This is a genomic window from Rhizobium sp. Root1334, assembly GCF_001426665.1.
GTDB lineage: Bacteria > Pseudomonadota > Alphaproteobacteria > Rhizobiales > Rhizobiaceae > Pararhizobium.
In genome coordinates this window covers 381448-402673 of the sequence record NZ_LMEY01000001.1, presented here as the reverse complement: position 1 = coordinate 402673, position 21226 = coordinate 381448, and the positions used below count along the sequence as shown (strand labels likewise).

22 protein-coding genes are annotated in these 21226 nt (G+C 58.6%); 8 read left to right on the top strand and 14 right to left on the bottom strand.

The genetic code is table 11. The features are described 5' to 3' along the window. Positions 1–376 precede the first annotated feature (376 nt). The 5 genes from ASD36_RS31650 to ASD36_RS01955 form a co-directional block, all read right to left on the bottom strand. A complete protein-coding gene (locus ASD36_RS31650) occupies positions 377–1180 on the bottom strand; it encodes a hypothetical protein (protein ID WP_060508708.1) in 804 nt (267 codons plus the stop codon). A gap of 140 nt (positions 1181–1320) precedes the next feature. Then, complete coding sequence (locus ASD36_RS01970) at positions 1321–1563, bottom strand: hypothetical protein (RefSeq protein ID WP_060505343.1); 243 nt, start codon at positions 1561–1563, stop codon at positions 1321–1323. Next, positions 1560–1859 (bottom strand): hypothetical protein, encoded by a 300-nt coding sequence (locus ASD36_RS01965; RefSeq protein WP_060505344.1) that lies wholly within the window; start codon positions 1857–1859, stop codon positions 1560–1562. Before ASD36_RS01965 ends, ASD36_RS01970 begins: the two co-directional genes overlap by 4 nt. A gap of 50 nt (positions 1860–1909) precedes the next feature. Continuing rightward, positions 1910–2713, bottom strand: a complete 804-nt coding sequence (locus tag ASD36_RS01960; RefSeq protein WP_060508705.1) for a Ku protein — start codon at positions 2711–2713, stop codon at positions 1910–1912. A gap of 3 nt (positions 2714–2716) precedes the next feature. Further along, positions 2717–3574, bottom strand: a complete 858-nt coding sequence (locus tag ASD36_RS01955) for a Ku protein (RefSeq protein WP_060508703.1) — start codon at positions 3572–3574, stop codon at positions 2717–2719. A gap of 167 nt (positions 3575–3741) precedes the next feature. On the opposite strand from ASD36_RS01955, the gene ASD36_RS01950 reads away from it, so the two are divergent. The 7 genes from ASD36_RS01950 (at position 3742) to ASD36_RS01915 (ending at position 8483) form a co-directional block, all read left to right on the top strand. Next, positions 3742–4071, top strand: a complete 330-nt coding sequence (locus ASD36_RS01950; RefSeq protein WP_060508701.1) for a hypothetical protein — start codon at positions 3742–3744, stop codon at positions 4069–4071. Continuing rightward, positions 4068–4298, top strand: a complete 231-nt coding sequence (locus ASD36_RS01945) for a hypothetical protein (RefSeq protein WP_060505348.1) — start codon at positions 4068–4070, stop codon at positions 4296–4298. The genes ASD36_RS01950 and ASD36_RS01945 overlap by 4 nt, the downstream gene beginning before the upstream one ends. Before the next feature lie 720 nt (positions 4299–5018). After that, positions 5019–6197, top strand: coding sequence for an AAA family ATPase (locus ASD36_RS01935; protein ID WP_162252438.1), 1179 nt, complete (start codon positions 5019–5021; stop codon positions 6195–6197). Further along, positions 6194–6940 carry an HNH endonuclease gene (locus tag ASD36_RS30445; protein WP_156393795.1) on the top strand — a complete coding sequence of 249 codons (747 nt, stop codon included), beginning with the start codon at positions 6194–6196 and terminating at the stop codon, positions 6938–6940. The genes ASD36_RS01935 and ASD36_RS30445 overlap by 4 nt, the downstream gene beginning before the upstream one ends. 470 nt (positions 6941–7410) lie before the next feature. Continuing rightward, positions 7411–7641, top strand: coding sequence for a hypothetical protein (locus tag ASD36_RS01925; protein ID WP_060503778.1), 231 nt, complete (start codon positions 7411–7413; stop codon positions 7639–7641). Between the two features lie 107 nt (positions 7642–7748). After that, a complete protein-coding gene (locus ASD36_RS01920) occupies positions 7749–8228 on the top strand; it encodes a DUF2938 domain-containing protein (RefSeq protein WP_060503777.1) in 480 nt (159 codons plus the stop codon). A gap of 9 nt (positions 8229–8237) precedes the next feature. Then, positions 8238–8483 carry a hypothetical protein gene (locus tag ASD36_RS01915; RefSeq protein ID WP_060503776.1) on the top strand — a complete coding sequence of 82 codons (246 nt, stop codon included), beginning with the start codon at positions 8238–8240 and terminating at the stop codon, positions 8481–8483. A gap of 124 nt (positions 8484–8607) precedes the next feature. On the opposite strand, the gene cysN is transcribed toward ASD36_RS01915, so the two are convergent. The 3 genes from cysN to ASD36_RS01900 are packed head-to-tail and all read right to left on the bottom strand — an operon-like array spanning position 8608 to position 11899. Continuing rightward, positions 8608–10107, bottom strand: a complete 1500-nt coding sequence (gene cysN, locus ASD36_RS01910) for a sulfate adenylyltransferase subunit CysN (protein ID WP_200954876.1) — start codon at positions 10105–10107, stop codon at positions 8608–8610. A 14-nt stretch (positions 10108–10121) separates the two neighbouring features. Next, complete coding sequence (gene cysD, locus ASD36_RS01905; RefSeq protein WP_060503774.1) at positions 10122–11075, bottom strand: sulfate adenylyltransferase subunit CysD; 954 nt, start codon at positions 11073–11075, stop codon at positions 10122–10124. Positions 11076–11116: 41 nt separating this feature from the next. Further along, on the bottom strand, positions 11117–11899 hold the full coding sequence (locus ASD36_RS01900; protein ID WP_060503773.1) for a phosphoadenylyl-sulfate reductase: 783 nt from the start codon (positions 11897–11899) through the stop codon (positions 11117–11119). Between the two features lie 363 nt (positions 11900–12262). Here ASD36_RS01900 and ASD36_RS01890 point away from each other — a divergent pair, with 363 nt between their 5' ends. Then, positions 12263–13030: a transglutaminase family protein gene (locus tag ASD36_RS01890; RefSeq protein ID WP_060503771.1), complete on the top strand. Its 768-nt coding sequence runs from the start codon at positions 12263–12265 to the stop codon at positions 13028–13030. A 174-nt stretch (positions 13031–13204) separates the two neighbouring features. On the opposite strand, the gene ASD36_RS29740 is transcribed toward ASD36_RS01890, so the two are convergent. The 6 genes from ASD36_RS29740 to betI form a co-directional block, all read right to left on the bottom strand. After that, entirely contained in the window at positions 13205–15061 is a 1857-nt protein-coding gene (locus ASD36_RS29740; RefSeq protein ID WP_082512071.1) for a methyl-accepting chemotaxis protein, read from the bottom strand. 349 nt (positions 15062–15410) lie between these two features. Beyond that, complete coding sequence (gene betA, locus ASD36_RS01880) at positions 15411–17066, bottom strand: choline dehydrogenase (RefSeq protein WP_060503770.1); 1656 nt, start codon at positions 17064–17066, stop codon at positions 15411–15413. Between the two features lie 104 nt (positions 17067–17170). Next, positions 17171–17536 (bottom strand): hypothetical protein, encoded by a 366-nt coding sequence (locus tag ASD36_RS30440; protein ID WP_156393794.1) that lies wholly within the window; start codon positions 17534–17536, stop codon positions 17171–17173. Positions 17537–17551: 15 nt separating this feature from the next. Next, positions 17552–19015 carry a betaine-aldehyde dehydrogenase gene (betB, locus tag ASD36_RS01870; protein WP_060503768.1) on the bottom strand — a complete coding sequence of 488 codons (1464 nt, stop codon included), beginning with the start codon at positions 19013–19015 and terminating at the stop codon, positions 17552–17554. Between the two features lies 1 nt (position 19016). Continuing rightward, positions 19017–20540 (bottom strand): choline-sulfatase, encoded by a 1524-nt coding sequence (gene betC, locus ASD36_RS01865; RefSeq protein WP_060503767.1) that lies wholly within the window; start codon positions 20538–20540, stop codon positions 19017–19019. Next, positions 20537–21139, bottom strand: a complete 603-nt coding sequence (betI, locus tag ASD36_RS01860) for a transcriptional regulator BetI (RefSeq protein ID WP_060503833.1) — start codon at positions 21137–21139, stop codon at positions 20537–20539. Before betI ends, betC begins: the two co-directional genes overlap by 4 nt. Positions 21140–21226: the final 87 nt, after the last annotated feature.

The window sequence follows — 21226 nt, the reverse complement described above, 5'->3', positions numbered from 1 at the left end:
AAAGCATTTAAGCTCCCGCTGGTAGCAGCGGGGGCTGTTTTGCGTGCTTAAAGCCTATCAAAACAGCTTCGTTGAACGTGCTCAGCCCTCCCAGGCGACCAACTTACCTTCATCAACCGCCGAAAAAATGGGTATGGGAGGCGAATGTGGAAGGGTCGGATATCCTTGAAACGCCGTTTGGGACGGAACATCCCAACACGCGAACGCTTGCTGTAACCGTCGGTGGGCGAATATCAGTCCTCGGGCCTCTCGCCGATGAGATTGAGGCGACGACAGCCGGCAGGGAATATGCAACTAACTGCGGCACCACCACTCCAGAATGACGGCTTCTGACTTATTCGTACAGGCCGCAATTACAAGCCGCGGGGCCATATTCTCAAAGCAGAAAATCGTCTTTGTAAAGAGTGACAGAGGCGTCGATCTTTATGGCGAAATCGGCTTTCCTGTCACCGTCCACATCGCCATATACGAATGTGTCTCCATTGGCTTTTTCATAACGCAACTGTCCCGGTTTCCCAGTGAAAGCCTTGGAACTAACCCAGGAAAACGCCTCGTCACCCCTCACTTTTACATTTGCATCGATCCCGGAGACATCAATGGTGTCCCCTTTTGAGTACGCCGTGTGTTTGTCCCAAGCGGTAATGACATCGGGATTCTTAACGGTGCTCTCTGCTCGATACTTGAACATGAAGGTATCTTCACCCTTGCCACCAGAGAGCACATCGCGGCCTAAACCTCCATAAAGGACGTCGTTCCCGGCATCGCCATACAATCGATCATCCCCATTGCTGGCGATAATCTTATCTTGGCCTCGGTCGCCTTTCAGAATGTCGCTACTGGCGGTGCCCCTGATAATATCCTCGAGGTCTTGCACCCCAAACGAAACTGACGCGCTGTCGCCATCGGGACCTGAGATGTAGAGCTCGTAACGGAAGGGCTTGCCCTGATAACTGTCGTAGTCGAGGTCCGCATCAATAACGATCCGATTGCCGTCAATGCGGAAAACCGAAGTACCCACCTCCCACTCACCAGTTATACCCCTATAGTCGACCCAGGCGTTCTGGCTTAACGTGAGGTTCGAGCCCTCAGGAGCGGATATTTCTGCTATCGCTGTGCCTACCGCAATTCGCTCGGGAACACCCTGGGGAAACAAAAGACTGATTGTTATCTGGTTGGCCAATATTTGGATCCTTCACGAGCGCGGACTCTACCTAGAGTCGGTACTATTGTCTGACTCTGCGGCAATTGGCAATTTAGTCGATGGGTTGCGGCACACGTTGAACCTGCCGCGAACGCTAAGGCCACGCTGAGCTAGCGAATTCAGTCTATAATCTCGGTGTCCTCATCGACCTTCGTCCACGTCAACGACCATTCGTCCATGCTGCCTTCGTTGTAAGTGTATGTGCCGTGGTCGGCGATACCTGTGTCCATAGTGACCCAATCGGGAGGGGCAGCGCCTGGCAGGTCAAGGACGCGGAGATATTCATGTAACTCGGCCAAATCGGAGACGTGTTTGATATCCTGTCGGCCAGGTTTTGCGATCGTCCAAGCATAGATCGTCATGATTTCCCTCGCTCTCTGACATAGGCATTTACGAGCCGATCGGCCGATGGGAAGGCGCCGAAGTCATTGGCATCGCCGCTGTCCCTGGTCGGTGGGTCTTCGGCCGGATCGGGGTCTTCGGCATAGGCGATCCGCATATTTTTCAGGACTTCTTCCATTGCGCTGATCGTCTCGATGGTGCCCCAACCATGCGTGGTGGCTTGGTCGAGTATGTCTTGGAGCGGCCCGTCTACCTCCTCCTGGCATAGAAGATGGCGGTCCTCGTGAGATGCTGGGAACTTGGGCTGGTTGATCATCGTGGCTCCTCCATTTCGCTGGAGAACTGGTGCCGATCTCGTTGGTTCCATCAACGGCTACGCTGCTTGCTCTCTTCAAGACTTTTCTTCAGCGCTACCATGATGTCGATGACGTTGTCCTTGCCCCCCACTGGCGATCCTTTTGCCGTCGATTTCGTGGGTTTCTTTATCGCCTTCTTTTTGGCCGCGATGAGTTCGAGATACTGATCTTGGATCGGATCTGTGATCGGAGCCCATTTCTTTGTCTGCCGCTTGATCAGCTGTTTCATCAGCGGCGCAAGGCCACCTTCGGGCTTTGCCCTGATGCCCGAAAAGTACTCTTCCTCCGGTCTCACCTCGTCGCCATAGCGCAATGTCCATAGGACGATGCCCTCATCCCGAGGCTCCAGCATCACTGCGCGCTCCCGCTGGCCGAACACCAGGCGGGAAATCCCGACGACGTTCTCCGCGCGCATAGCGTCACGGATGACCGCGAAAGCGTCCTCTCCGACCTTATCGTTCGGGACAAGGTAATGTGGCTTTTCGAGCCAAATCCACTCGACGGAGTCGCGCGGCGTAAACAGCTCGATCTCAATCGTCCGGACGCTCTCAAGCGCGACCGCATCGAGTTCCTCTTCTTCCAGAATGATGTAGTCGCCTTCGCCGCGCTCGTATCCCTTCACCTGATCATCAGGATCGACCTCCTTGCCGGTGAGACTGTCGACATACCGCGAGGCAACACGGTTGCCGGTGGCACGGTTCATCGTGTGAAAGCGCACCTTCTCGGTGTCACTGGTGGCGGGGGAGAGGGCCACGGGGCAGGTGACAAGCGAAAGCTTCAGGTAGCCTTTCCAGTATGGTTTGACGGCGGCCATGGCTTAGCCTGCCTTCTTGCGAGCAGCCGGTCGTGACGCCGGGGCGGCCCGCTTTGCTGTCGCTGTTCTGGGTTTCGATGCCCGCGCCGATCCAAAGCCGGCACTCATGCGCAGCGCTTCCATGAGGTTTGTCGAAGGCTCGACCTTGGCCTGTTTCTTCACCGCAACGGACCTGCCTTCGATCTTCGCCTTTACCAACTCGGCCAGTGCAGCGTCATATCGATCGTCGAAGGTTCGAGGATCGAACAAGCCCACCTTGGTTTTGATGATGTGCTTTGCCAAGTCTAGCATCTCGCCCTCGATCTTAAGTTCCGGGATATCGGCGAAGGCTTCCTTGGCGGATCGGACCTGATAATCGAAGTTCAAAGTGGTCGCGATTAGGCCATCGCCGTGGGCGCGGATCAAGACTGTGCGGAGCCGGCGGAACAGCACCGCCTGGGCGAGCGCCCCAACGTTGGATTCCCTCATTGCATCCCGGATCAAAACAAACGTTTCCTCGCCGATCCCATCGGGCAGGAGGTAATAGGGCTTGTCGAAGTAGAGGTCGTCGATCTCGCCGAACGGCACATAAGATTGAATTCGAAGCGTCTTGTCGCTCTGCGGGACCGCCGCAGCCAGCTCGTCGGGTTCGAATAGAACGTAGCGGTTGTCATCGACCTCATAGCCTTTGATCTGATCCTCTTTCTCAACCACCTTCCAGGTGTTGATGTCGACATACTCACGCTTGACACGGTTGCCGGTTTTTCGGTTGAGAGTGTTGAAGGAGACGCGCTCTGATGTCGAGGCGGCGCTATGGAGCGCTACTGGGCAACTGATCTCGGCAAACTTGAGAAAGCCCTTCCAGAGTGCACGTCCGGCCATATTGTTTCTCCCGATGAGCGCGGATCCAACGAAGAGAGGATACGTTTGTTCCGGCTAATGCGCGAATCAATTGTGGCATTTAGCGCCTTGTCTATAGTAAGGTGAACCTATCCACGAGTTTTGCGTTAGGGGATTCTGTTTCAGTAGTCCCAAGCAGGAGGGATGCAATGAATGCGCAACTCCATATCGACGGATCGTTTCACGCCATGCGCCAGGCGTTGGACGAGGCCAATCGTGAATTCGCCAACGGGGGCACCGATCGTCACAGGGATGCCCTGCAACAGCTTGGTCGCGTCATGATGAACTCCATTGCCGAAATCATCGAGACAGATGGCGGGACGGACGGGTATCTTTATGACGCGGACGGCATCGCCCAGGATATCGGCGATTGCTACCACAAGGCAGTCATGGACGAAGAGGCCGCTGAGCCAGACATGACGCCCCGGCAGTCGAGCCATGGAACGCTGAATCTCAGCCAGCAAGGGGTAGGGCAATGATCACTGGAACGGATCTCCTACATATTTCGCTTGCCCGGGTGAACATGGATCGTACCGATCTGGAAACGGCAGGCGTGATAGATCGCGGTCAAGCGGGTGACAAGGCGTGGTCGAATTTTGGGCGAGACATGGATACCTTCATCTTGAAGCTTCCAGATGGGCGCCGGGCGGCACTCGCAGAAGCCATCCAAGAACAGGCGAGCCGCCAAAGCGGCGTTGCACATTAATTCAGCGATCGGCTGTCCCAATAGTCCGCCGCCAAGTGCTCGCTGCACCGCCACTCGATGACGCCTCGGCGATCCTTACCAAACGATCCCCAGCGCTTGCATCCCGGATGCCCGCACCAGTGTTCGAAATGCACCGGTGAGTTTGGGTGCACCATTCTGTCGTCGCTCATGATTGTGTGCCTTTGGGGTTGCGCGGCGTCATCACCCGCATAGACAGCTCCCAGTATTCCTCGACCTTCTGCGTTGCAAGTCTGGCTGTGGTCGCATAGCCAGCGTTTGGGGATGGCGGGGTTCCCTTGTGGGTCTTGGGCCATGATCCAGCCCAGTGCCACTTTCCCTTCGTCGGCCCGTGTGTCTCTTTCCTGATGCGGCCGATGTACGCCGTCCCATCCCTCCCGCACCAGTCGGTGTCCCTGGGCGGATCGTTCTCATCTAGCTCGGTGCGGTGCCATTGATATTTGGGCTGGTAGTCGGTCATCGCGAAGAGATAACGTCTGGACACATTTTCGAAAAGCATAATGGTTGCTGACTATCCCTGTGTGTCCAGAAAACTCCCGACCTACTGGAAATGTTCACTTTCCGCAGTCCGGCACGGGGCACCACACAAGAGGCGTCTAAGTATATTAGTGTCCTGCTACTTGAACGTTAACTTCGGATATGTACTACCTCCTACGCCGTCATCGTGGTAGAGGCCGCCCGAGACGATTTTTAGGATCGACGATGAAAACTCTAGAAGTAAGACGACTAACGCTTCGAGATGTAGGACGGTTTGAGAAATTCGATATCACGTTCTCTGATGGGTTGAATATAATCTGCGGCACTAACGGGGTTGGAAAAACCACGATCTTGGACGCGGTGGCAGCATCGTTTATCTTGAATACTTATGTCGGGCTGCGAGGACGCGCGAGCGCCCAATCACCTGGAGAAATTTTTGTTGAAATCTCAAATGAGGGGCAAACTGAAGCGCGGAGCGGACGCGTTGGTAAATTCGAAATTGAAGCTGAGACTTTCCCGTTCGGCTTTCAGAAGCTCTCGAGGTTTCTCATCCACATCAAGGCAAGCCGGGACTTTTCGTATCAAAGGTTCACTTCAATTGGGGGTGATCTCGAGCGCCCTGATAACAGTACGCAAACGCAAGCAAGTCAGGGTATCTCTCCAAACGAAATTAAACAGTGGTTTGCGAATCGCTGGCTTTTCCAAGGCCACAGTGGATCATGGCCGTTGCACCAAGTGGAGAACTTGGAGCTAGCCGTTTCCGCGTTCTCCCTGTTGGATAGTCGAGTTAAGCTTTCCCATGTGGATACATCCACATTCGATGTTTTTGTAGAAACGCCTGACGGTACTCTGCCCTTTGAAATGTTATCGTCCGGATTTAGAGCGTCGTACGCGATTGTCTTGGGGCTGATTAAGGAAATTGAATTTCGTAAACTAGGAGTCGCTCGCTGCTTCGACGGAGTGATACTGATCGACGAGATCGATTTACATTTACATCCTTCTTGGCAACAGCGAATCGCCCCCGCCCTCAGCGGCGTGTTTCCTGCAGCTCAAATTATAGCTACTACCCACAGCCCTCACGTTATCCAGTCCACCCGCACCGGCGAGGTTATCGCGCTAGTCGATGGACCTGAGGGTCCGCGCATCAACCAATTGCAACTGAACGCCTACGGGTTTCAAGGTTGGACAATCGAGGAAATCCTGCGCGATGTGATGGGTCTGGACGATGTCGTTACCAGTGAGTACCGCGACGCGGTTCGAAACTTTGACGACGCAATCGACCGTGAAGAAGCGGCTGCTGTTAAGGAGGCGCTCGATGTTCTCCAGGACATGCTTCATCCTTCTAACCAGCTTCGGAAGATTCTTCGTCTCCAGGCCGCCCCGTTTCTCGGAGGCGACCGTTGATCAAGCTTGAACCGGTCGCAGTGCCTTTAGAACTTACTGTCCAAGTTAGCACGGAATTAACCGCCGAATTCAAAGTCGACAAGTCGAGGCGAGTTTGGAACAAGCCCTATATTAAAGACGCTTTGCTTCGTATGTCGCATTCGAAATGCGCCTACTGCGAAACAGACGTCGTTCGAGATTCGAGCTACATGGAGGTTGAGCATTTTAGATGCAAGACTGACCATGAAGATCTCGTTGTGGAATGGAGCAACCTGCTTCCCTCCTGCAAACGATGTAATATAGCGAAGGCGGACCACAACGTCGATGTTGACGGAATGGTAATTAATCCAGCTGTCGATGATCCTCGACAGCATCTCACTATGCTGCAATATCGCCTCCATGGACGCGATGATCTCGGTCGGCGTACGATCGAAACGATTTATTTGAATGATTCTTCTCGAGTCGTGAGGGCCCGGTTCGAAGTCGGTGATAGCGTCAATCAGGCACTGAGTGATCTCAGAGTTCTCTTGCAGGAATTTATCGACGGCGCCCAATCGCCGATGCGAAGGAACCGGATCGTTCGCGGATTAGTGAAAGTGTTAGAAGAGGGCGCACCACCTGCTGAATACAGCGCGACAGCTGCGACAGCCATATGTGCAAATCCAGACTACCGTTGGATCGTTGACCATCTGAAAGAATTGGGGTTGTGGTCTGAAGATATTCAGACTGCTGATGTAAGGGTTGCGGCAACCTCGTTGCTTTAACCGATTGGGAAACAGCAAATTAGAATGGATGCTCTTACCCGCACAGCTTCCGCACAGTTTGAAAGAACAGGCGTGGAACACAGCAAGTCCGGAAAGTGTACGGTGTCCCCGTAAACCATGGGTTTGAGCGCCTACCCAGCGTTCGGGACGACGGGGTCGGAGGTTCGAATCCTCTCACTCCGACCAGCTCTATTTCCCTGAAGCGCTGAATTTTTTGAAACTGCCATCTCTATATAGCGGTGCTGGACCTGCTGTTTGCAAAAATGCCGCTGGAGAGCGGGCGATGGCAAACCTGCAGCTACCCGCCGGAACCTAACCGTCAGCCGGAGCCGTGGCGGCCCGGCCGATTGACCCGGGAAGGCTGATTTGAGGCTGCCTGCTGCTCAAATCCCATTTGCAACACAGTGATTCTCCGGTCTATCATTGCCTTGAAAACCGGCCAGCCCGGCGGCCCCTTTCGGGATACTGGAATGAATATACCTCACTTCACACCGGCACATCTCATCCCCAGCGATATCGAGGCCTATGCCAACAGGCTCGCCGAACATGTGGCGGGCATCCACCTCGAGACCGGCGAGTACAGCGAGATGACGATTACCATTGAAGATGTCGTCATCGATGATTATCCCGCCGGCGATTACGAGGTGATCGTGCGTCAGAAGAAACCCGCTAGCTTTCTCGAGCTGGAAGCCAAGCGCTGAAACCGCCGCTGACTTCACCGGCGGTGGTGCTTGACCACAAAAACCGGCCTGAACTATAAGAAAACGGCTGCGTCGCGCCGCACTCCGGTCAACAGGATTTTCACTTCATGTTCGATATTTTCTGGCGCAGCGTGGCAATCGGCGTGGGCGGAACCGTGCTGATGGATCTCTGGGCGGTCCTGTTGTGGTTGCTGGCTGGCCAGAGCAAGCCGAACTGGGCGCCGGTCGGGCGATGGTTCTGGCATTTGCGCACCGGTAAGGTTTTTCATGACGATATCGGCAAGGCGGAGCCCTATGCCCACGAGCAGGCGCTTGGCTGGATCAGCCATTATGCTGTCGGCATTGCCTACGGCATCCTGCTCGTCGCCGTCACCGGCTCTGCATGGCTTGCTGCACCGACATTCCTGCCTGCCTGGATCGTTGGTATCGTCACCATCGGTGCCGGCTGGTTCCTGCTGCAGCCGGGCCTGGGCATCGGCTGGGCCGCCTCCAAGCTGCCAAACGCCAATAAGGTGCGTTTCCTCAATTTCGTCTCGCACACGGTCTTTGCGGCCGGCATGTACGGGACCGCATTGCTCCTACGCTAAGGGCTTGATTTGAAAAAGATTGACGACCTGATCGCTTCCGCGGCCAGCATCCACGACCGCTACAAGGCAGGCCGCATGGAGCGTGAAACTGTGCGCGAATGGGTGCTGGGTCTCGGTGGTTATCCGCCTCCCTATGCGGGAGCGTTGAGCGAGGCGGCCGCATGGTTCAAGCCCTTGCGGGACATGGAACCGGATGCGCTGAAAGTGGTGGATCTGGAGCGGTTGAAGGCCATCGTTACCGCCAACGCGGCCTGATTGCGGCGGACCGGGATCGGTTCACGCGCCGCCAGGCGCATGAGTATGCCGGACATTTTCAATGACATGACAACAAGCGCCACCTCCGGTCTTTCGGAGGTGGCGCTTGCCGGGCTAAGCCATGTCAGATGTCGACGGCGGCATCCTTGAAGATTTGCGATGCTTCGCCGGCAGTCATGCGGCGCAGGTCGGTTTCGTCGCGGCGGCGCGAAAACAGTTCCGTCGCCATCAGTTGCTCGGCAAGGTCAGCCGGCAGAGAGAGGATCACGCGGGCCTCGTCCGAACGCAGATCGGTCAGCGACGAGCGCTTGGCGGTGATCATGCCGCCGGCAACCGTGTTGTTGGTATCCGGATCGATCAGGATGAAGGCGCCTGTTGTGCGGTTCTGTTCATAGGCGTCAAAAACGGCGTTCTCATCGAAGGAGAGGTGGACCTTACCGATGCCGTTCATCGGCAGTACGCCCGTCCGCTGGTTCCAGCTGCCGGTCTGGAGGTCCAGCTGGCTGTAGGGGTTTGCAGTAACGCGCTGGCGCCGCGAGCCGCTCTTCAACCAATAACGCCGGCCCGGCTGAATGCCTTCGGCCTGCAGGGCAACGATCTGGGCATCGAAGTCGAGGCCGACCTGCGGCTGGCTGTCGATCGAGACGATCATGTCGCCGCGGGCGACATCGACCTGGCGATCGAGCACCAGCGTGATCGCATCACCGGCAACGGCTGCGTTGCGCACGAGATCGAAGGTGATGATCTTGGTGACGTTGGCAACCATGCCGGACGGCAGAATGATGACGGAATCGCCGGGCTTGACCGAGCCACCGGCAACGGTGCCCTGATAGCCGCGGAAACTCTCGCCAGGACGCGAAACGCGCTGCACCGGCAGGCGGAAGCCGACGGTCTGGGCGGAGCGGACCGTTGCCAGCTCCAGCACCTCGACCAGCGTCTGGCCGTCATACCAGGGCATCGACGCCTTGCCGTCATAGACGACGTTTTCGCCCTTCAGCGCCGACATCGGGATGGCGGTGATCTGGCGCACGCCGAGCGACAAGGCAAGCTCGCGGAATTCGTGGGTGATCTGCTCGAAACGGGCGCGGTCATAACCGACGAGGTCGAACTTGTTGACGGCCAGCACGAACTGCTTGATGCCCATCAGCGAGGCAATCGTCGCATGGCGGCGGGTCTGTTCGAGCAGGCCGGTGCGGGCATCAACGAGCAGCACGGCGAGATCGGCAGTCGAGGCGCCGGTTGCCATGTTGCGGGTATATTGCTCATGGCCGGGCGTATCGGCGACGATGAAGGAGCGCTTGTCGGTGGCGAAATAGCGATAGGCGACATCGATGGTGATGCCCTGTTCGCGCTCCGCCTGCAGACCGTCAAGCAGCAGCGCGAAATCGGGCAGGCCGAGATCGTTCTGCTTGCCACTGTCACGGCGCAGCGTTGCCGCCTGGTCTTCCTTGACAGCCTTTGTGTCCCAGAGCAGGCGGCCGATCAGCGTCGACTTGCCATCATCGACCGATCCGCAGGTGATCAGCCGCAGCGGGCGTGTATCGCGGACGGCGCGCGTAGCCTCCGTGGCCGGAAAGGCGGTTACCGTGCCGGTCGTTACGTCAGCGCTGGCGGCTTGTGCGATTGCGGAAACGGTCATCAAAAATATCCTTCACGCTTCTTCTTTTCCATCGAGCCGGACTGATCGCGGTCGATGGCGCGTCCCTGCCGTTCGGAAACCGTGGCGATTTCCAGTTCGGCAATGACCTCTTCAAGGGTGGTGGCCGTGGAGCGGATACCGCCGGTCAGCGGCCAGCAGCCGAGCGTGCGGAAGCGCAGCATGCCTTCCTGTATCTGTTCGCCCGGCAGCGCCTCGAAGCGCGGATCCTCGGCCCAGACCAGCATACCGTCGCGGTCTACGTATTTGCGCGGCTTGGCGTAGTAGAGCGGTACAAGCGGAATGTTTTCTGCCTGGATGTAGCGCCAGATATCCACTTCGGTCCAGTTGGAGAGCGGGAAGGCGCGCACACTTTCGCCCTTGCGGATCATGCCGTTATAGACGTTCCAGAGTTCCGGGCGCTGGTTGCGCGGATCCCAGCGGTGGTCCGGCGTGCGGAAGGAATAGATGCGTTCCTTGGCGCGGCTGGCTTCCTCGTCACGGCGGGCGCCGCCAAAGGCTGCATCATATCCACCGGCATCCAGTGCCTGACGCAGCGCTTCCGTTTTCATGATGTCGGTATAGAGCGCCGAACCGTGGCTGAACGGCGTGATGTTTTCTGTCGCGCCGCGCGGGTTCTTGTGCTCGATCAGGTCGAGATCATATTCCTTGGCAACGGCGTCACGGAAATCGATCATTTCCGGGAACTTCCAGCCCGTATTGACGTGCAGCAGCGGGAAGGGCACGCGGCCGGGATAAAAGGCTTTTCGCGCCAGATGAAGAAGGACGGAACTATCCTTGCCGATCGAATAGAGCATCACCGGCTTGTCGAACTCGGCTGCCACTTCACGGAAGATGTGGATCGCTTCGTTCTCGAGCGCCTTCAAATGCGGGTCGAGCGGGGTCTTTGCTGTCTGCGGATTGTGCAGTTCCGTTTCCGGAAGAGTACTGGGCATTTCAAGTCTCCGGGAGTGTCTGTGGTGCGAGCCTGCGCGGGTTATCGCGCAATGCTGCTGGAAACGGGGCTGTTTGAGATCGAGGATGCTTGCGGGATCGCCGAGGCGGCGTCTGCGACATGGAGGCCGCATTCGCGCTTCTCGTCATTCTCCCACCACCAGCGGCCGGCGCGCTCGGGTTCGCCCGGCTTGATCGCGCGCGTGCAGGGCTCGCAGCCGATCGACGGGTAACCACGGGTGTGCAGCGGATTGACCGGGATCGCCTCTGCCGCAACATGCGCACGGATCGTCTCGATGTCCCAGTCGGCCAGTACGTTGATCTTGATCAGGCCCCGTTCGGAGTCGGCTTCGGCAAACGGCGTTTCCGCGCGGTTGCCGGATTGGCCGCGGCGCAGGCCGGTGATCCAGAAGGATGCCCCTTCGAGTGCACGCGCAAGAGGCTTCAGCTTGCGCGCGCCACAACAGGCATGCCTGGCTTCAACGCTGTCGTAAAATCCGTTCGCACCATACTTGGCGGCATAGGCGTCGATATCGTCCTGTTCGGGATAGAAGCGCCTGATCAGGATGCCGTAGGTCTCTTCGGTTTTGTCGATCAGCGCCACGGTCTCGTTGAAGAGGCGGCCGGTTTCAAGCGTCGAAACCTCGATGCCGTGCTTGCCGGTGCCGATGGCGGCAGTGATGACCTGGTCTTCGATGCCGAGGCTGGTGGTGAAAACTGACTTCCCGTCAAGCGAAGCAATCAGCGCCAGCCGGCCGGAAAGATCGAGTTTTTCCAGTTGGCTGTTGAGCGCTGTGGCGCGGTTTTCAAGCGATGCGGATGTCATGGGAGGATATCCTGTTCTGTTGGCAGGGAATATCGCAGCCGTGGGTGACAAAAGACAGAAAAACGGATTTCTAATGTTGGCGGATCAGAGCAAATATCTCTCCGATCGGCAAAAAACGCAGAATAGCGTCAAAATCCGTGATTTTAAGCATAAAATCTATGATTTTTATAGCTTATTGCGGTTGAGCGAACCTCGGTTCAAGGTCCTGTTTCCCGTTATTGTCAGTCGCTGACGAAGACTGTCATCGGCATCTGGACGATACCGGCACAACAGCCGATGGCGGAAAAGACTGCGGTATAGCTGTTGACCCTCTAGCCGCTAGAGGAATTACAAGGCGTTTCCATAGAGAGGGGGAAACGGAAAATGAGCGACACATACCTGACGCAGACACCGCTACTGGATTTTGGCGCAGGCGTGATTCCCGCCTTGATCGTCACGAAAGGCTGGCAACGGCTTGATGCGTTCGAGCGGATCGGTGCCGCCTACACCTTCGTGCGCGATCAGATCGCATTCGGATACAATCGCGACGATAATATCCCGGCATCGGCCGTCCTTGGCGATGGATATGGCCAGTGCAACACCAAGGCAACGCTGCTGATGGCTCTGCTGAGGGCGCTCGGAATACCGTGCCGCCTTCACGGTTTCACGATCCACAAGGCATTGCAGCGCGGCGTGGTGCCGGAACTGGTCTACGGTCTTGTTCCCGATAACGTCCTTCACAGCTGGGTCGAAATCTATCATGACGGCCGCTGGATCAATCTCGAAGGCTTCATTCTCGACCGGCCGTTCCTGTCCGCTCTTCAGGAGAAATTTGGCGGGGCGGGCAATGATCTCTGCGGTTTTGGCGCCGGGACCGATTGCTTGAATGCGCCACCGGTCGATTGGACCGGCCAGGATACTTACATTCAGAAAACCGGCATCAATGCCGACCTTGGGCTATTCGATAGCCCGGACGATTTCTATGCGCTGCACCGGCAGGGGGTGGGGTGGTTTCGCCGGTTTCTCTATCGGAATGCCGTGCGCCACTGGATGAATGCACGCGTGCGCCGGGTCAGGCTTGGTCAAATTCCTGACACTGCGGCTGTGAACGCGCATGCGCATGGCGAGCAGCTGAACCGTCTGCCGGGCTGATCGAATGGACGGCTGAATCTGTTTCCAAGGATATGCGCCTAAGACGTTCGCCGGATTCAACAATTGCACGATGGGGCGGCGGGATTGCCGGACATGTTGTTAAGGGGCGTGAAGCGGAAAGGAAGCCGGACGATAAGCCCGGCTCCCTTTAGTCGTCCATCACCGGGCAAGCGGTCAGGATGCTACACCAAACTGGCGTAAGCCATTGGTATAACTGCGATCTGGCATCGACGCTTTCATCTCGCGGCCGGCTTGGTTTCCTCTGCCCGTTTTGAAGCGGGTCAACAGTTGCGTCAGTGCGCCAGCCTCACTGGCAAGGCTGTGGCTGGCGGCTGTCGATTCTTCAACCATGGCGGCATTCTGCTGCGTGCCCTGGTCGATCGTGTTGACGGCGGTGTTGATCTGCTTGATGCCGGAGGATTGTTCGCGCGCACTTTCAACGATCGCCGTTACATGGATGCTGATCTCCTGGACTTCGGCGATGATGCCTTCCAGCGCCGTTCCGGTCTCGCGCACCAGCGAGACGCCGGAGCGGACCTGGTTGCTGGAGGCGGCGATCAGGGTCTTGATCTCCCGGGCCGCCTGGGCGGAGCGCTGGGCAAGCTCGCGCACCTCCTGGGCGACGACGGCAAAGCCCTTTCCGGCTTCACCCGCCCGCGCGGCCTCGACGCCGGCATTCAAGGCAAGAAGGTTAGTCTGGAAGGCGATGTCATCAATGACGCCGATAATGTTGGAGATTTCCCGCGACGAGGCTTCGATGCCGCTCATCGCATCAATGGCATTGCCGACGATCTCGCCGGACCGTTCCGCAGCGTTGCGGGTGCGGCCCACCAGTGAGCCTGCTTCCTCCGCCCGCTTGCTGGCATCCGACACGGTGACCGAGATCTGGTCGAGCGCTGCCGCTGTCTCCTCGACGGAAGCTGCTTGCTGTTCGGTGCGCTTGGACAGATCGGCAGCAGCCGAGCGGATTTCCGTTGCCCCGGCGCTGATGCCGCGGGCGGTCTCGCCGACCGATCGCAGCGCATCCTCGAGATTGCCGACCGAACTGTTGAAGTTGCTGCGCAGCGCATCGAGATGGGCGGCAAGGGCCGTATCGATCCGGTAGGTGAGGTCGCCTTCCGCCAGCTTGTCGAGGCCGAAGGCAAGCGCGGAGACGGCCGATTGCACCTCTGCCGCTTCGGCCGCCTTCTGGGCTTCGCGCTCCTGCCGGTCACGCTCGGACAGCGACCGGTTGCTCTCGGCTTCTTCTTCAAGGCGCTGGCGATCAAGGGCATTGTCGCGGAAGACCGCGATGGCGCCAGCCATCTGGCCAATCTCGTCACGGCGGCCTTCGCCGAAGATCGCCACGCCAAGATTGCCGCCTGCCAGCTGGCGCATGGCTTCGCGCAACCGCGTCAACGGTTTGAAGACCCCGGCAATAACGAACCAGACGGTCGCCGCCAGCACCGCCATCGCGAAGGCGGCAATGGCCGCTTTCGACAGGACGAGACTGTCCTTCTCCGCCTTGGCAGCCAGCAGTTCGCGGTTGGCCTCTGTTAGCTGCAGTTCGATCAGTTCGCCGATCCGCAGGCTAAGCGGGTCGATAACGGTGTAGAGTTCCTTGTCGATGAAATGTTCGAACGCCGGGCCGTCGCGCCGCTGCATGATATCAAGCAGGTTCTGTATTGCAGCGGCACTGGCGGCGCGTGCGGTATCGAACGCATCGGCCAGCAATTTTTCCGCTTCCGTCAGCTTGGTTGCCTCATAGGCAAACCATTTCACCTCGATGGTCAAAAGGGCATCCGTAACGGCCTTGGCGCCGGTATTCCAGTCGAGTGCGCCGCTGCGCACCTTGTGGGCGGTATCGACGATATTGACGGCATACATGTCGGCAACGGTCTTCAGCTGCGCCACCGGTACCAGCCGGTCGGCGACGATCGATTCGGTGCGCTTGGAAATGGAGTTCATCGCGCTGAAAGCCGTCGCGATCAAGACGACCATGGAAAGAGCGACCAGAAACAGGCAGGTGAGCAGGCGTGATTTGATTGTCATGAATCTACTTCTCGGTTGCCGGCAAGGCACGCGTCCGCATGCGATGACGGCGCAAGAAAGCGACGGCATTCGTCAACGACTGGCCTTGGCAAGGTGGGTATGACGATCGGGCGCGACACCGGAAACAGAGGGCGATGTCCCATCATGGGCCGCCGCCAAGTGTCCGCTCTGTCAACAAAATTAACAATCGAAGATTAAAAATGCTTAAATTATAAGTTGTACTTTAGGATTATGCACGTTTCGTAGCCAGAAAGCCCCGATTTGTGCAATCTCGTCCGGCGCAGGAAAGCCGCGCCGGAGGTTTGAAGGCCAAGCCGTTTTGCCGCGGGGTGCAGCTTGCTGCCAGGGTTTACCGGTCGCTGACCGCCCAGCGTGGATTGATCCACGGCTCCTGGTTCGAGCGGGGCAGGGGCTGCTTGCCGAGAATGTGGTCGGCAGCCTTTTCGCCGGTCATGATCGAGGGGCCGTTGAGATTGCCGTAGGTGACATGCGGGAAGATCGATGAATCCGCAACGCGCAATCCGTCGACGCCGATCACGCGGGTTTCGGGATCGACCACCGCCGTCGGATCGCGGGCATCGCCCATCCGGCAGGTGCCGCAGGGGTGATAGGCGCTTTCCAGATGTTCTCGCAGGAAGGCGTCGATCTGGTCGTCGGTCTGGACGTTCTCGCCGGGCTGGATCTCTGGGCCGCGATACTGATCGAATGCCTGCTGGCCAAAGATCTCGCGGGTGAGGCGGACGCAGTGGCGGAATTTCTCCCAGTCTTCCGGATGGCTCATATAGTTGAACTGGATGACCGGATCGGCTTTCACGTCCGGCGAGCGCAGCGTCACCGCGCCACGTGATTTCGAGTGATTGTAGCCGACATGCACCTGGAAGCCGTGGCTCTTTGCCGCCGCCTTGCCATCATAGGAAATCGCCACCGGCAGGAAGTGATATTGAATATCCGGCTGCTTGACGCCCGGCGCCGATCGCAGGAATGCGCAGGCCTCGAACTGGTTGGAGGTGCCAAGCCCGGATTTGGTGAACATCCACTGCGCGCCGGCAACCCCCTGCCAGAACCAGGGCAGCCAGGAATAGAGCGACACCGGCTTGGTCGAGACCTGCTGGAAATAGAATTCCATATGGTCCTGTAGATTGGCGCCGACGCCCGGCCGGTCGGCCTTCACCTCGATGCCCATCTCCTTCAGATGCGCGCCCGGACCGATGCCCGACAGCATCAAAAGCTTCGGCGAGTTGAACGACGAGGCCGAGACGATCACCTCGCGGTTGGCCTTCACCACCTCGATCTTGCCGCCGCGCTCGATCTCGACGCCAACAGCCCGGCCATTCTCGATGACGATTTTTCGCGCATAGCAGCGGATCAGGTCGACATTCGGGCGCTTCAGCGCAGGCTTCAGGTAGGCGGATGCCGCCGACCAGCGCTTGCCGTTGTGCACCGTTTGCTCCATCAGGCCGAAACCTTCCTGCTTGGAGCCGTTATAGTCGTCGGTCAGCTCGAAGCCTGCCTGTTTTCCGGCCTCGACAAAGGCATGGAACAGCGGGTTCTTGTTTGGCCCGCGCCGCACATGCAGCGGCCCGTCGGTGCCGCGCCAGCCCTCTTCGCCGCCATGCGAATGTTCCATCCGCTTGAAGTAGGGCAGCACATCGGCATAACCCCATCCCTTGGCGCCGTCGTCTTCCCAGCGGGTATAATCCTCAGCCGAGCCGCGCACATAGACCATGCCGTTGATCGACGACGACCCGCCGATCACCTTGCCGCGCGGCGCGGTGATCCGCCGGTTGTTGAGGTTCGGCTCGGGCTCGGAGAGATAACCCCAGTTGTAACGGCTCATGCTCATCGGCCATGCCAGCGCCGCCGGCATCTGGATAAACGGCCCGAAATCGCTGCCGCCGAATTCCAGCACCAGCACTGTATTCTTGCCGTCCTCCGACAGGCGGTAGGCGAGTGCGGAGCCTGCGGAGCCCGAGCCGATGATGACGAAGTCTGCTGCGTTCTGCATGGGGCGATCCGACAGTTATAGTTGGGTTTATTAACCGGAATGGTTGTATCGTCTTGAGCAACGCCACAATAAGTGACACATCGTTGGTGAGGGATATTAGAGGTTTACGAAACGTGGCTTCCGAGACTTTTAGTCGTAGAATGTTCAAGCGTCTTGAGCGCGCGAGGAATAGTCGCCAGCAGGCGGAAAACAGTCGGGAAGAGAAGTTTGCCAGTACCGTCAATGTCTACCGCGATATGCGGGACAACGAAAACGGGAAAATTCTCGAGCCTTTCAAACGACAAAACAGGAAGAAGCTCTTTTTTGGGGCTGCTCTCTTTTCTGCGATATTCCTGCACTTCCAAACAGGCTGGTCTCTGACACTCTGGTGTGCCGTATGCGTCCCCATCGGCATCTTCCTTGCGCGCTACAATGAACGCCTGCGCAGGGCGGCGAATAAACGCCCGATACCTCGACACTACGACTGACACGAAACACCTCTTAAATTAATACGGCGACTGCACCGGTCCCATCGCCACATAGACGCTCTTCAGTTCCGTGTAGTGATTGAGCGCCGCCAGCGAGTTCTCCCGCCCGAAGCCGGATTGCTTCGATCCGCCGAACGGCACTTCCACCGGGGCGAGATTGTAGGTGTTGATCCACAGCGTGCCTGCCTCCAGCCGGTCCACCACACGGTGCGCACGAGTAAGGTCCGCCGTGAAGACACCGGCCGAAAGCCCGAACTCGGTGCCATTGGCTCGGGCGATCACGTCGTCCTCGTGGTCGAAATCAAGTACGCACATGACCGGCCCGAAGATTTCTTCGCGGGCGATGGTCATGGTGTCGGTGACATCGGCAAACACGGTCGGCTGGATGTAGGTGCCCTCGGCAGACACTGAATTGGGAATGCCGCCGCCGGTCAGAAGCGTCGCCCCCTCAGCCTTGCCTTTTTCGATATAGGCAAACACCTTGTCGAGTTGGGCGCGCGAGACCATCGGCCCAAGTTGGGTTTCCTCGGCCATTGGGTCGCCGATGATGATCTTTTCGGTGCGCTCCTTGAGACGGGCAAGGAACTTGTCCTTGATGCCCTTCTGCACGAAGACGCGGGTGCCGTTCGAACAGACCTGGCCAGTCGAATAGAAATTGCCGAGCATGGCGCCGCCGATGGCGCTTTCCAGATCGGCGTCGTCAAAGACGATCAGCGGCGACTTGCCGCCAAGCTCCATCGTCACGTGCTTCAGGCTCGAGGCTGCAGCCCCCGCCACCTTGCGGCCGGTCTCGACCGAGCCGGTCAGCGAAACCTTGGCGACGTCCTTGTGATTGACCAGCAGCGGCCCGGTCGTGCGGTCGCCCTGGATGACGTTGTAAAGCCCCTTCGGCAGGCCGGCCTCAAACAGGATCTCGGCGATCTTCAGCGCGCCGAGCGGGGTGTTCTCGGACGGCTTAAAGACCATGGCATTGCCGGCAATCAGCGCCGGAGCGCCCTTCCAGCAGGCGATCTGCTGCGGATAGTTCCAGGCGCCGATGCCGACGCAGACGCCGAGCGGCACGCGCTTGGTAAAGGCAAAATCGCCACCGAGCGGAATATAGTCGCCGTTCAGCGCGGCTGCGGCAACCCCGCCGAAGAATTCGAACGCATCGGCACCCGAGGTCGGATCGGCGACGATGGTTTCCTGAATCGGCTTGCCGGTATCGAGCGTTTCAAGCTCCGACAGTTCGCGGTTGCGTGTCCGCATGATATCGGCGGCGCGCTTGAGGATACGGCCGCGGGCCGTCGGGCTCATCGCCGCCCATTCGCCCTGCGCGCGCTTGGCGCTGGCGATCGCCTTGTCGACGATGGCCGGGGTGGCGGCATGCAGCCGGGCGATGACTTCGCCGGTCGCCGGGTAAATGCTGTCGAAGGCAGCGCCGTTGATATCCTCGACATATTCGCCGTCGATGAAATGGGAGGCTGGCGGTTGGGCTTTCATGTCATTCCCCTCGCGGAAAGCGTTTGGATTCTTCGAGATTGTCGAGATTCATGTGGTTGCGCATGTAGCGCTCGGATGCCTTTTGCAGCGGCTGATGATCCCACGGATAATAGGCGCCGTTCCTGAGCGCCTCGTAGACCACCCAGCGGCGCGCCTGGCTTTCGCGCACGGCGGAATCAAAGGCGTCCATGTCCCAACGGCTGTCGCGCATCGCCTGGAAAGCGCGCAGCGTCGGCGCATGGGCGGCAACCGTTGCAAGATTATTGAGTTCCAGAGGGTCGGCGTCGAGATCGTAGAGCTGGTCCGGATCGAGCGCGCAGTGAACGTACTTCCACTTGCCTTCGCGGATGCCGACCAGCGGCGCATAGGAGCCTTCTGCGGCATATTCCATCAGCACCGGCGCGATGCGCTCAGTGCCGTTGATCACCGGTACCAGGCTTTCGCCGTCGGTCCAGGGCATGATCTCGTCCATCGAGATCCCGGCGAGATCGCAGAGCGTCGGGGTGAGGTCGAGATTGGAGGTCGGTGCCAGATGCAGGCCGGCGGGGATGCCTGGGCCGGCCACCATCAGCGGCACGCGGGCCGAGCCCTCGAAGAAGTTCATCTTGAACCAGAGGCCGCGCTCGCCAAGCATGTCGCCATGATCCGAGCAGAACAGGATCAGCGTGTCGTCCAGCATGCGGGTGCGGGTCAGCGTATCGACGAGTTCGCCGACTTTTTCGTCGAGATAGGAAATATTGGCGAAATAGGCCTGCCGCGATCGGCGGACGTTCTCCTCGGTGACGGAGAAATTCTGGTAGTCGCAGGCATGGATCAGCCGCTGCGAATGCGGGTCCTGCTCCGCAAGCGGGATATCGCCGACTTCCGGCAGAAGCTGATCGCAATCGTTGTAGAGATCCCAGAACTTGCGGCGTGCGACATAGGGGTCGTGCGGATGGGTGAACGAGACGGTGAGCGCCCAAGGACGGCGGGCCTCATCGCCGTGTTCGCGGCTGAGGTGATAGAGCTTCTGGTTGGCCAGAAACGCCACCTCGTCGTCATATTCCATCTGGTTGGTGATTTCAGCCACGCCGGCACCGGTGACGGAGCCGAGATTGTGATACCACCAGTCGATCCGCTCACCCGGCTTGCGGTAATCCGGTGTCCAGCCGAAATCGGCCGGATAGATATCCGTCGTCAGCCGCTCCTCGAAACCATGCAACTGGTCCGGGCCGACGAAGTGCATTTTGCCCGACAGGGCCGTGTAATAACCGGCGCGGCGCAGGTGGTGGGCATAGGTCGGGATCGACGAGACATATTCGGCGGCATTGTCATAGACCTGCGTCCGGCTCGGCAATTGTCCGGCCATCAGCGAGGCGCGGGCAGGGGCGCAGAGCGGCGAGGAGGTGTAATTGTTGCGGAAGCGCGCCGAACGCTTGGCCAGCGCCTTCATATGCGGCGCGTGCAGAAACTCTGCCGGGCCATCCGGAAAGAACTTTCCGTTCAGCTGGTCGACCATGATGATGAGGATGTTCGGCCGGGTCATGCGGCATGTTCCTGTGGCTGGCGGGCATGGAGATTGAGCGTGATGTAGTCGTCGGTCAGCGCGATCGAGGCGCCCGCCGTCACCGGCGAGGAGCCGAGCGCCCGGCGAATATAAAGCCCGTCGATCATTGCTGCGGTGCCCTCTGCGATACGCTGCGCATCATCTGCGACACAGAGCTGCTTCAGGTTGGCGACGAGATTGGAATGCAGCCGGCGTGCATAGATCACCAGGAAGCGGCGCGTCTCCTCCGAGCGCTGCGCCTCGGAGTAGAAGGCCAGCCAGGCCGCGATGGTTTCCGGCGCGAATTGATCCGCCTGGAAGCTGACCCGCACGAGCGCCGACAGTTTTTCGCGGGGCGTTGCAGCGGCCATGAGGGCCTTCACCGTATCGTCACGCAACTGTTTCAGAAGGGAACGTACGGTCTCGACCAGCAACTGTTCCTTGCTGCCGAAATAATGATGCGCCAGCGCCGCCGAAACCCCGGCCTGCCGCGCGATGTCGGACATGGTGACCGACAGCGTGCCCTGATCGCCGATCACATGCAGCGCCGCGTCCACAAGCGCTTTGCGGCGCACCGGTTCCATTCCGACTTTTGGCATCATTCCTCCCCTGTTGTCGGCAGTGTATTTTTGATTGATCCATCAATCAATAAAAAACGAAGGCTGTGGCCAAAGGATTTTCTTGCC

What these genes read in the sequence shown, in the direction of transcription:
- ASD36_RS01960 (WP_060508705.1), bottom strand. Translation starts at nt 2,713, where the DNA reads ATGGCCGCCGTCAAACCATACTGGAAAGGCTACCTGAAGCTTTCGCTT.
- cysD (WP_060503774.1), bottom strand. Translation starts at nt 11,075, where the DNA reads ATGCCCAGTACTCTTCCGGAAACGGAACTGCACAATCCGCAGACAGCA.
- betB (WP_060503768.1), bottom strand. Translation starts at nt 19,015, where the DNA reads ATGAAAGCCCAACCGCCAGCCTCCCATTTCATCGACGGCGAATATGTC.
- ASD36_RS01955 (WP_060508703.1), bottom strand. Translation starts at nt 3,574, where the DNA reads ATGGCCGGACGTGCACTCTGGAAGGGCTTTCTCAAGTTTGCCGAGATC.
- ASD36_RS01920 (WP_060503777.1), top strand. Translation starts at nt 7,749, where the DNA reads ATGTTCGATATTTTCTGGCGCAGCGTGGCAATCGGCGTGGGCGGAACC.
- ASD36_RS01890 (WP_060503771.1), top strand. Translation starts at nt 12,263, where the DNA reads ATGAGCGACACATACCTGACGCAGACACCGCTACTGGATTTTGGCGCA.
- ASD36_RS01935 (WP_162252438.1), top strand. Translation starts at nt 5,019, where the DNA reads ATGAAAACTCTAGAAGTAAGACGACTAACGCTTCGAGATGTAGGACGG.
- ASD36_RS01900 (WP_060503773.1), bottom strand. Translation starts at nt 11,899, where the DNA reads ATGACATCCGCATCGCTTGAAAACCGCGCCACAGCGCTCAACAGCCAA.
- ASD36_RS01950 (WP_060508701.1), top strand. Translation starts at nt 3,742, where the DNA reads ATGAATGCGCAACTCCATATCGACGGATCGTTTCACGCCATGCGCCAG.
- ASD36_RS29740 (WP_082512071.1), bottom strand. Translation starts at nt 15,061, where the DNA reads ATGACAATCAAATCACGCCTGCTCACCTGCCTGTTTCTGGTCGCTCTT.
- betC (WP_060503767.1), bottom strand. Translation starts at nt 20,540, where the DNA reads ATGACCCGGCCGAACATCCTCATCATCATGGTCGACCAGCTGAACGGA.
- ASD36_RS01970 (WP_060505343.1), bottom strand. Translation starts at nt 1,563, where the DNA reads ATGACGATCTATGCTTGGACGATCGCAAAACCTGGCCGACAGGATATC.
- ASD36_RS01925 (WP_060503778.1), top strand. Translation starts at nt 7,411, where the DNA reads ATGAATATACCTCACTTCACACCGGCACATCTCATCCCCAGCGATATC.
- ASD36_RS01945 (WP_060505348.1), top strand. Translation starts at nt 4,068, where the DNA reads ATGATCACTGGAACGGATCTCCTACATATTTCGCTTGCCCGGGTGAAC.
- betA (WP_060503770.1), bottom strand. Translation starts at nt 17,066, where the DNA reads ATGCAGAACGCAGCAGACTTCGTCATCATCGGCTCGGGCTCCGCAGGC.
- betI (WP_060503833.1), bottom strand. Translation starts at nt 21,139, where the DNA reads ATGCCAAAAGTCGGAATGGAACCGGTGCGCCGCAAAGCGCTTGTGGAC.
- ASD36_RS01965 (WP_060505344.1), bottom strand. Translation starts at nt 1,859, where the DNA reads ATGATCAACCAGCCCAAGTTCCCAGCATCTCACGAGGACCGCCATCTT.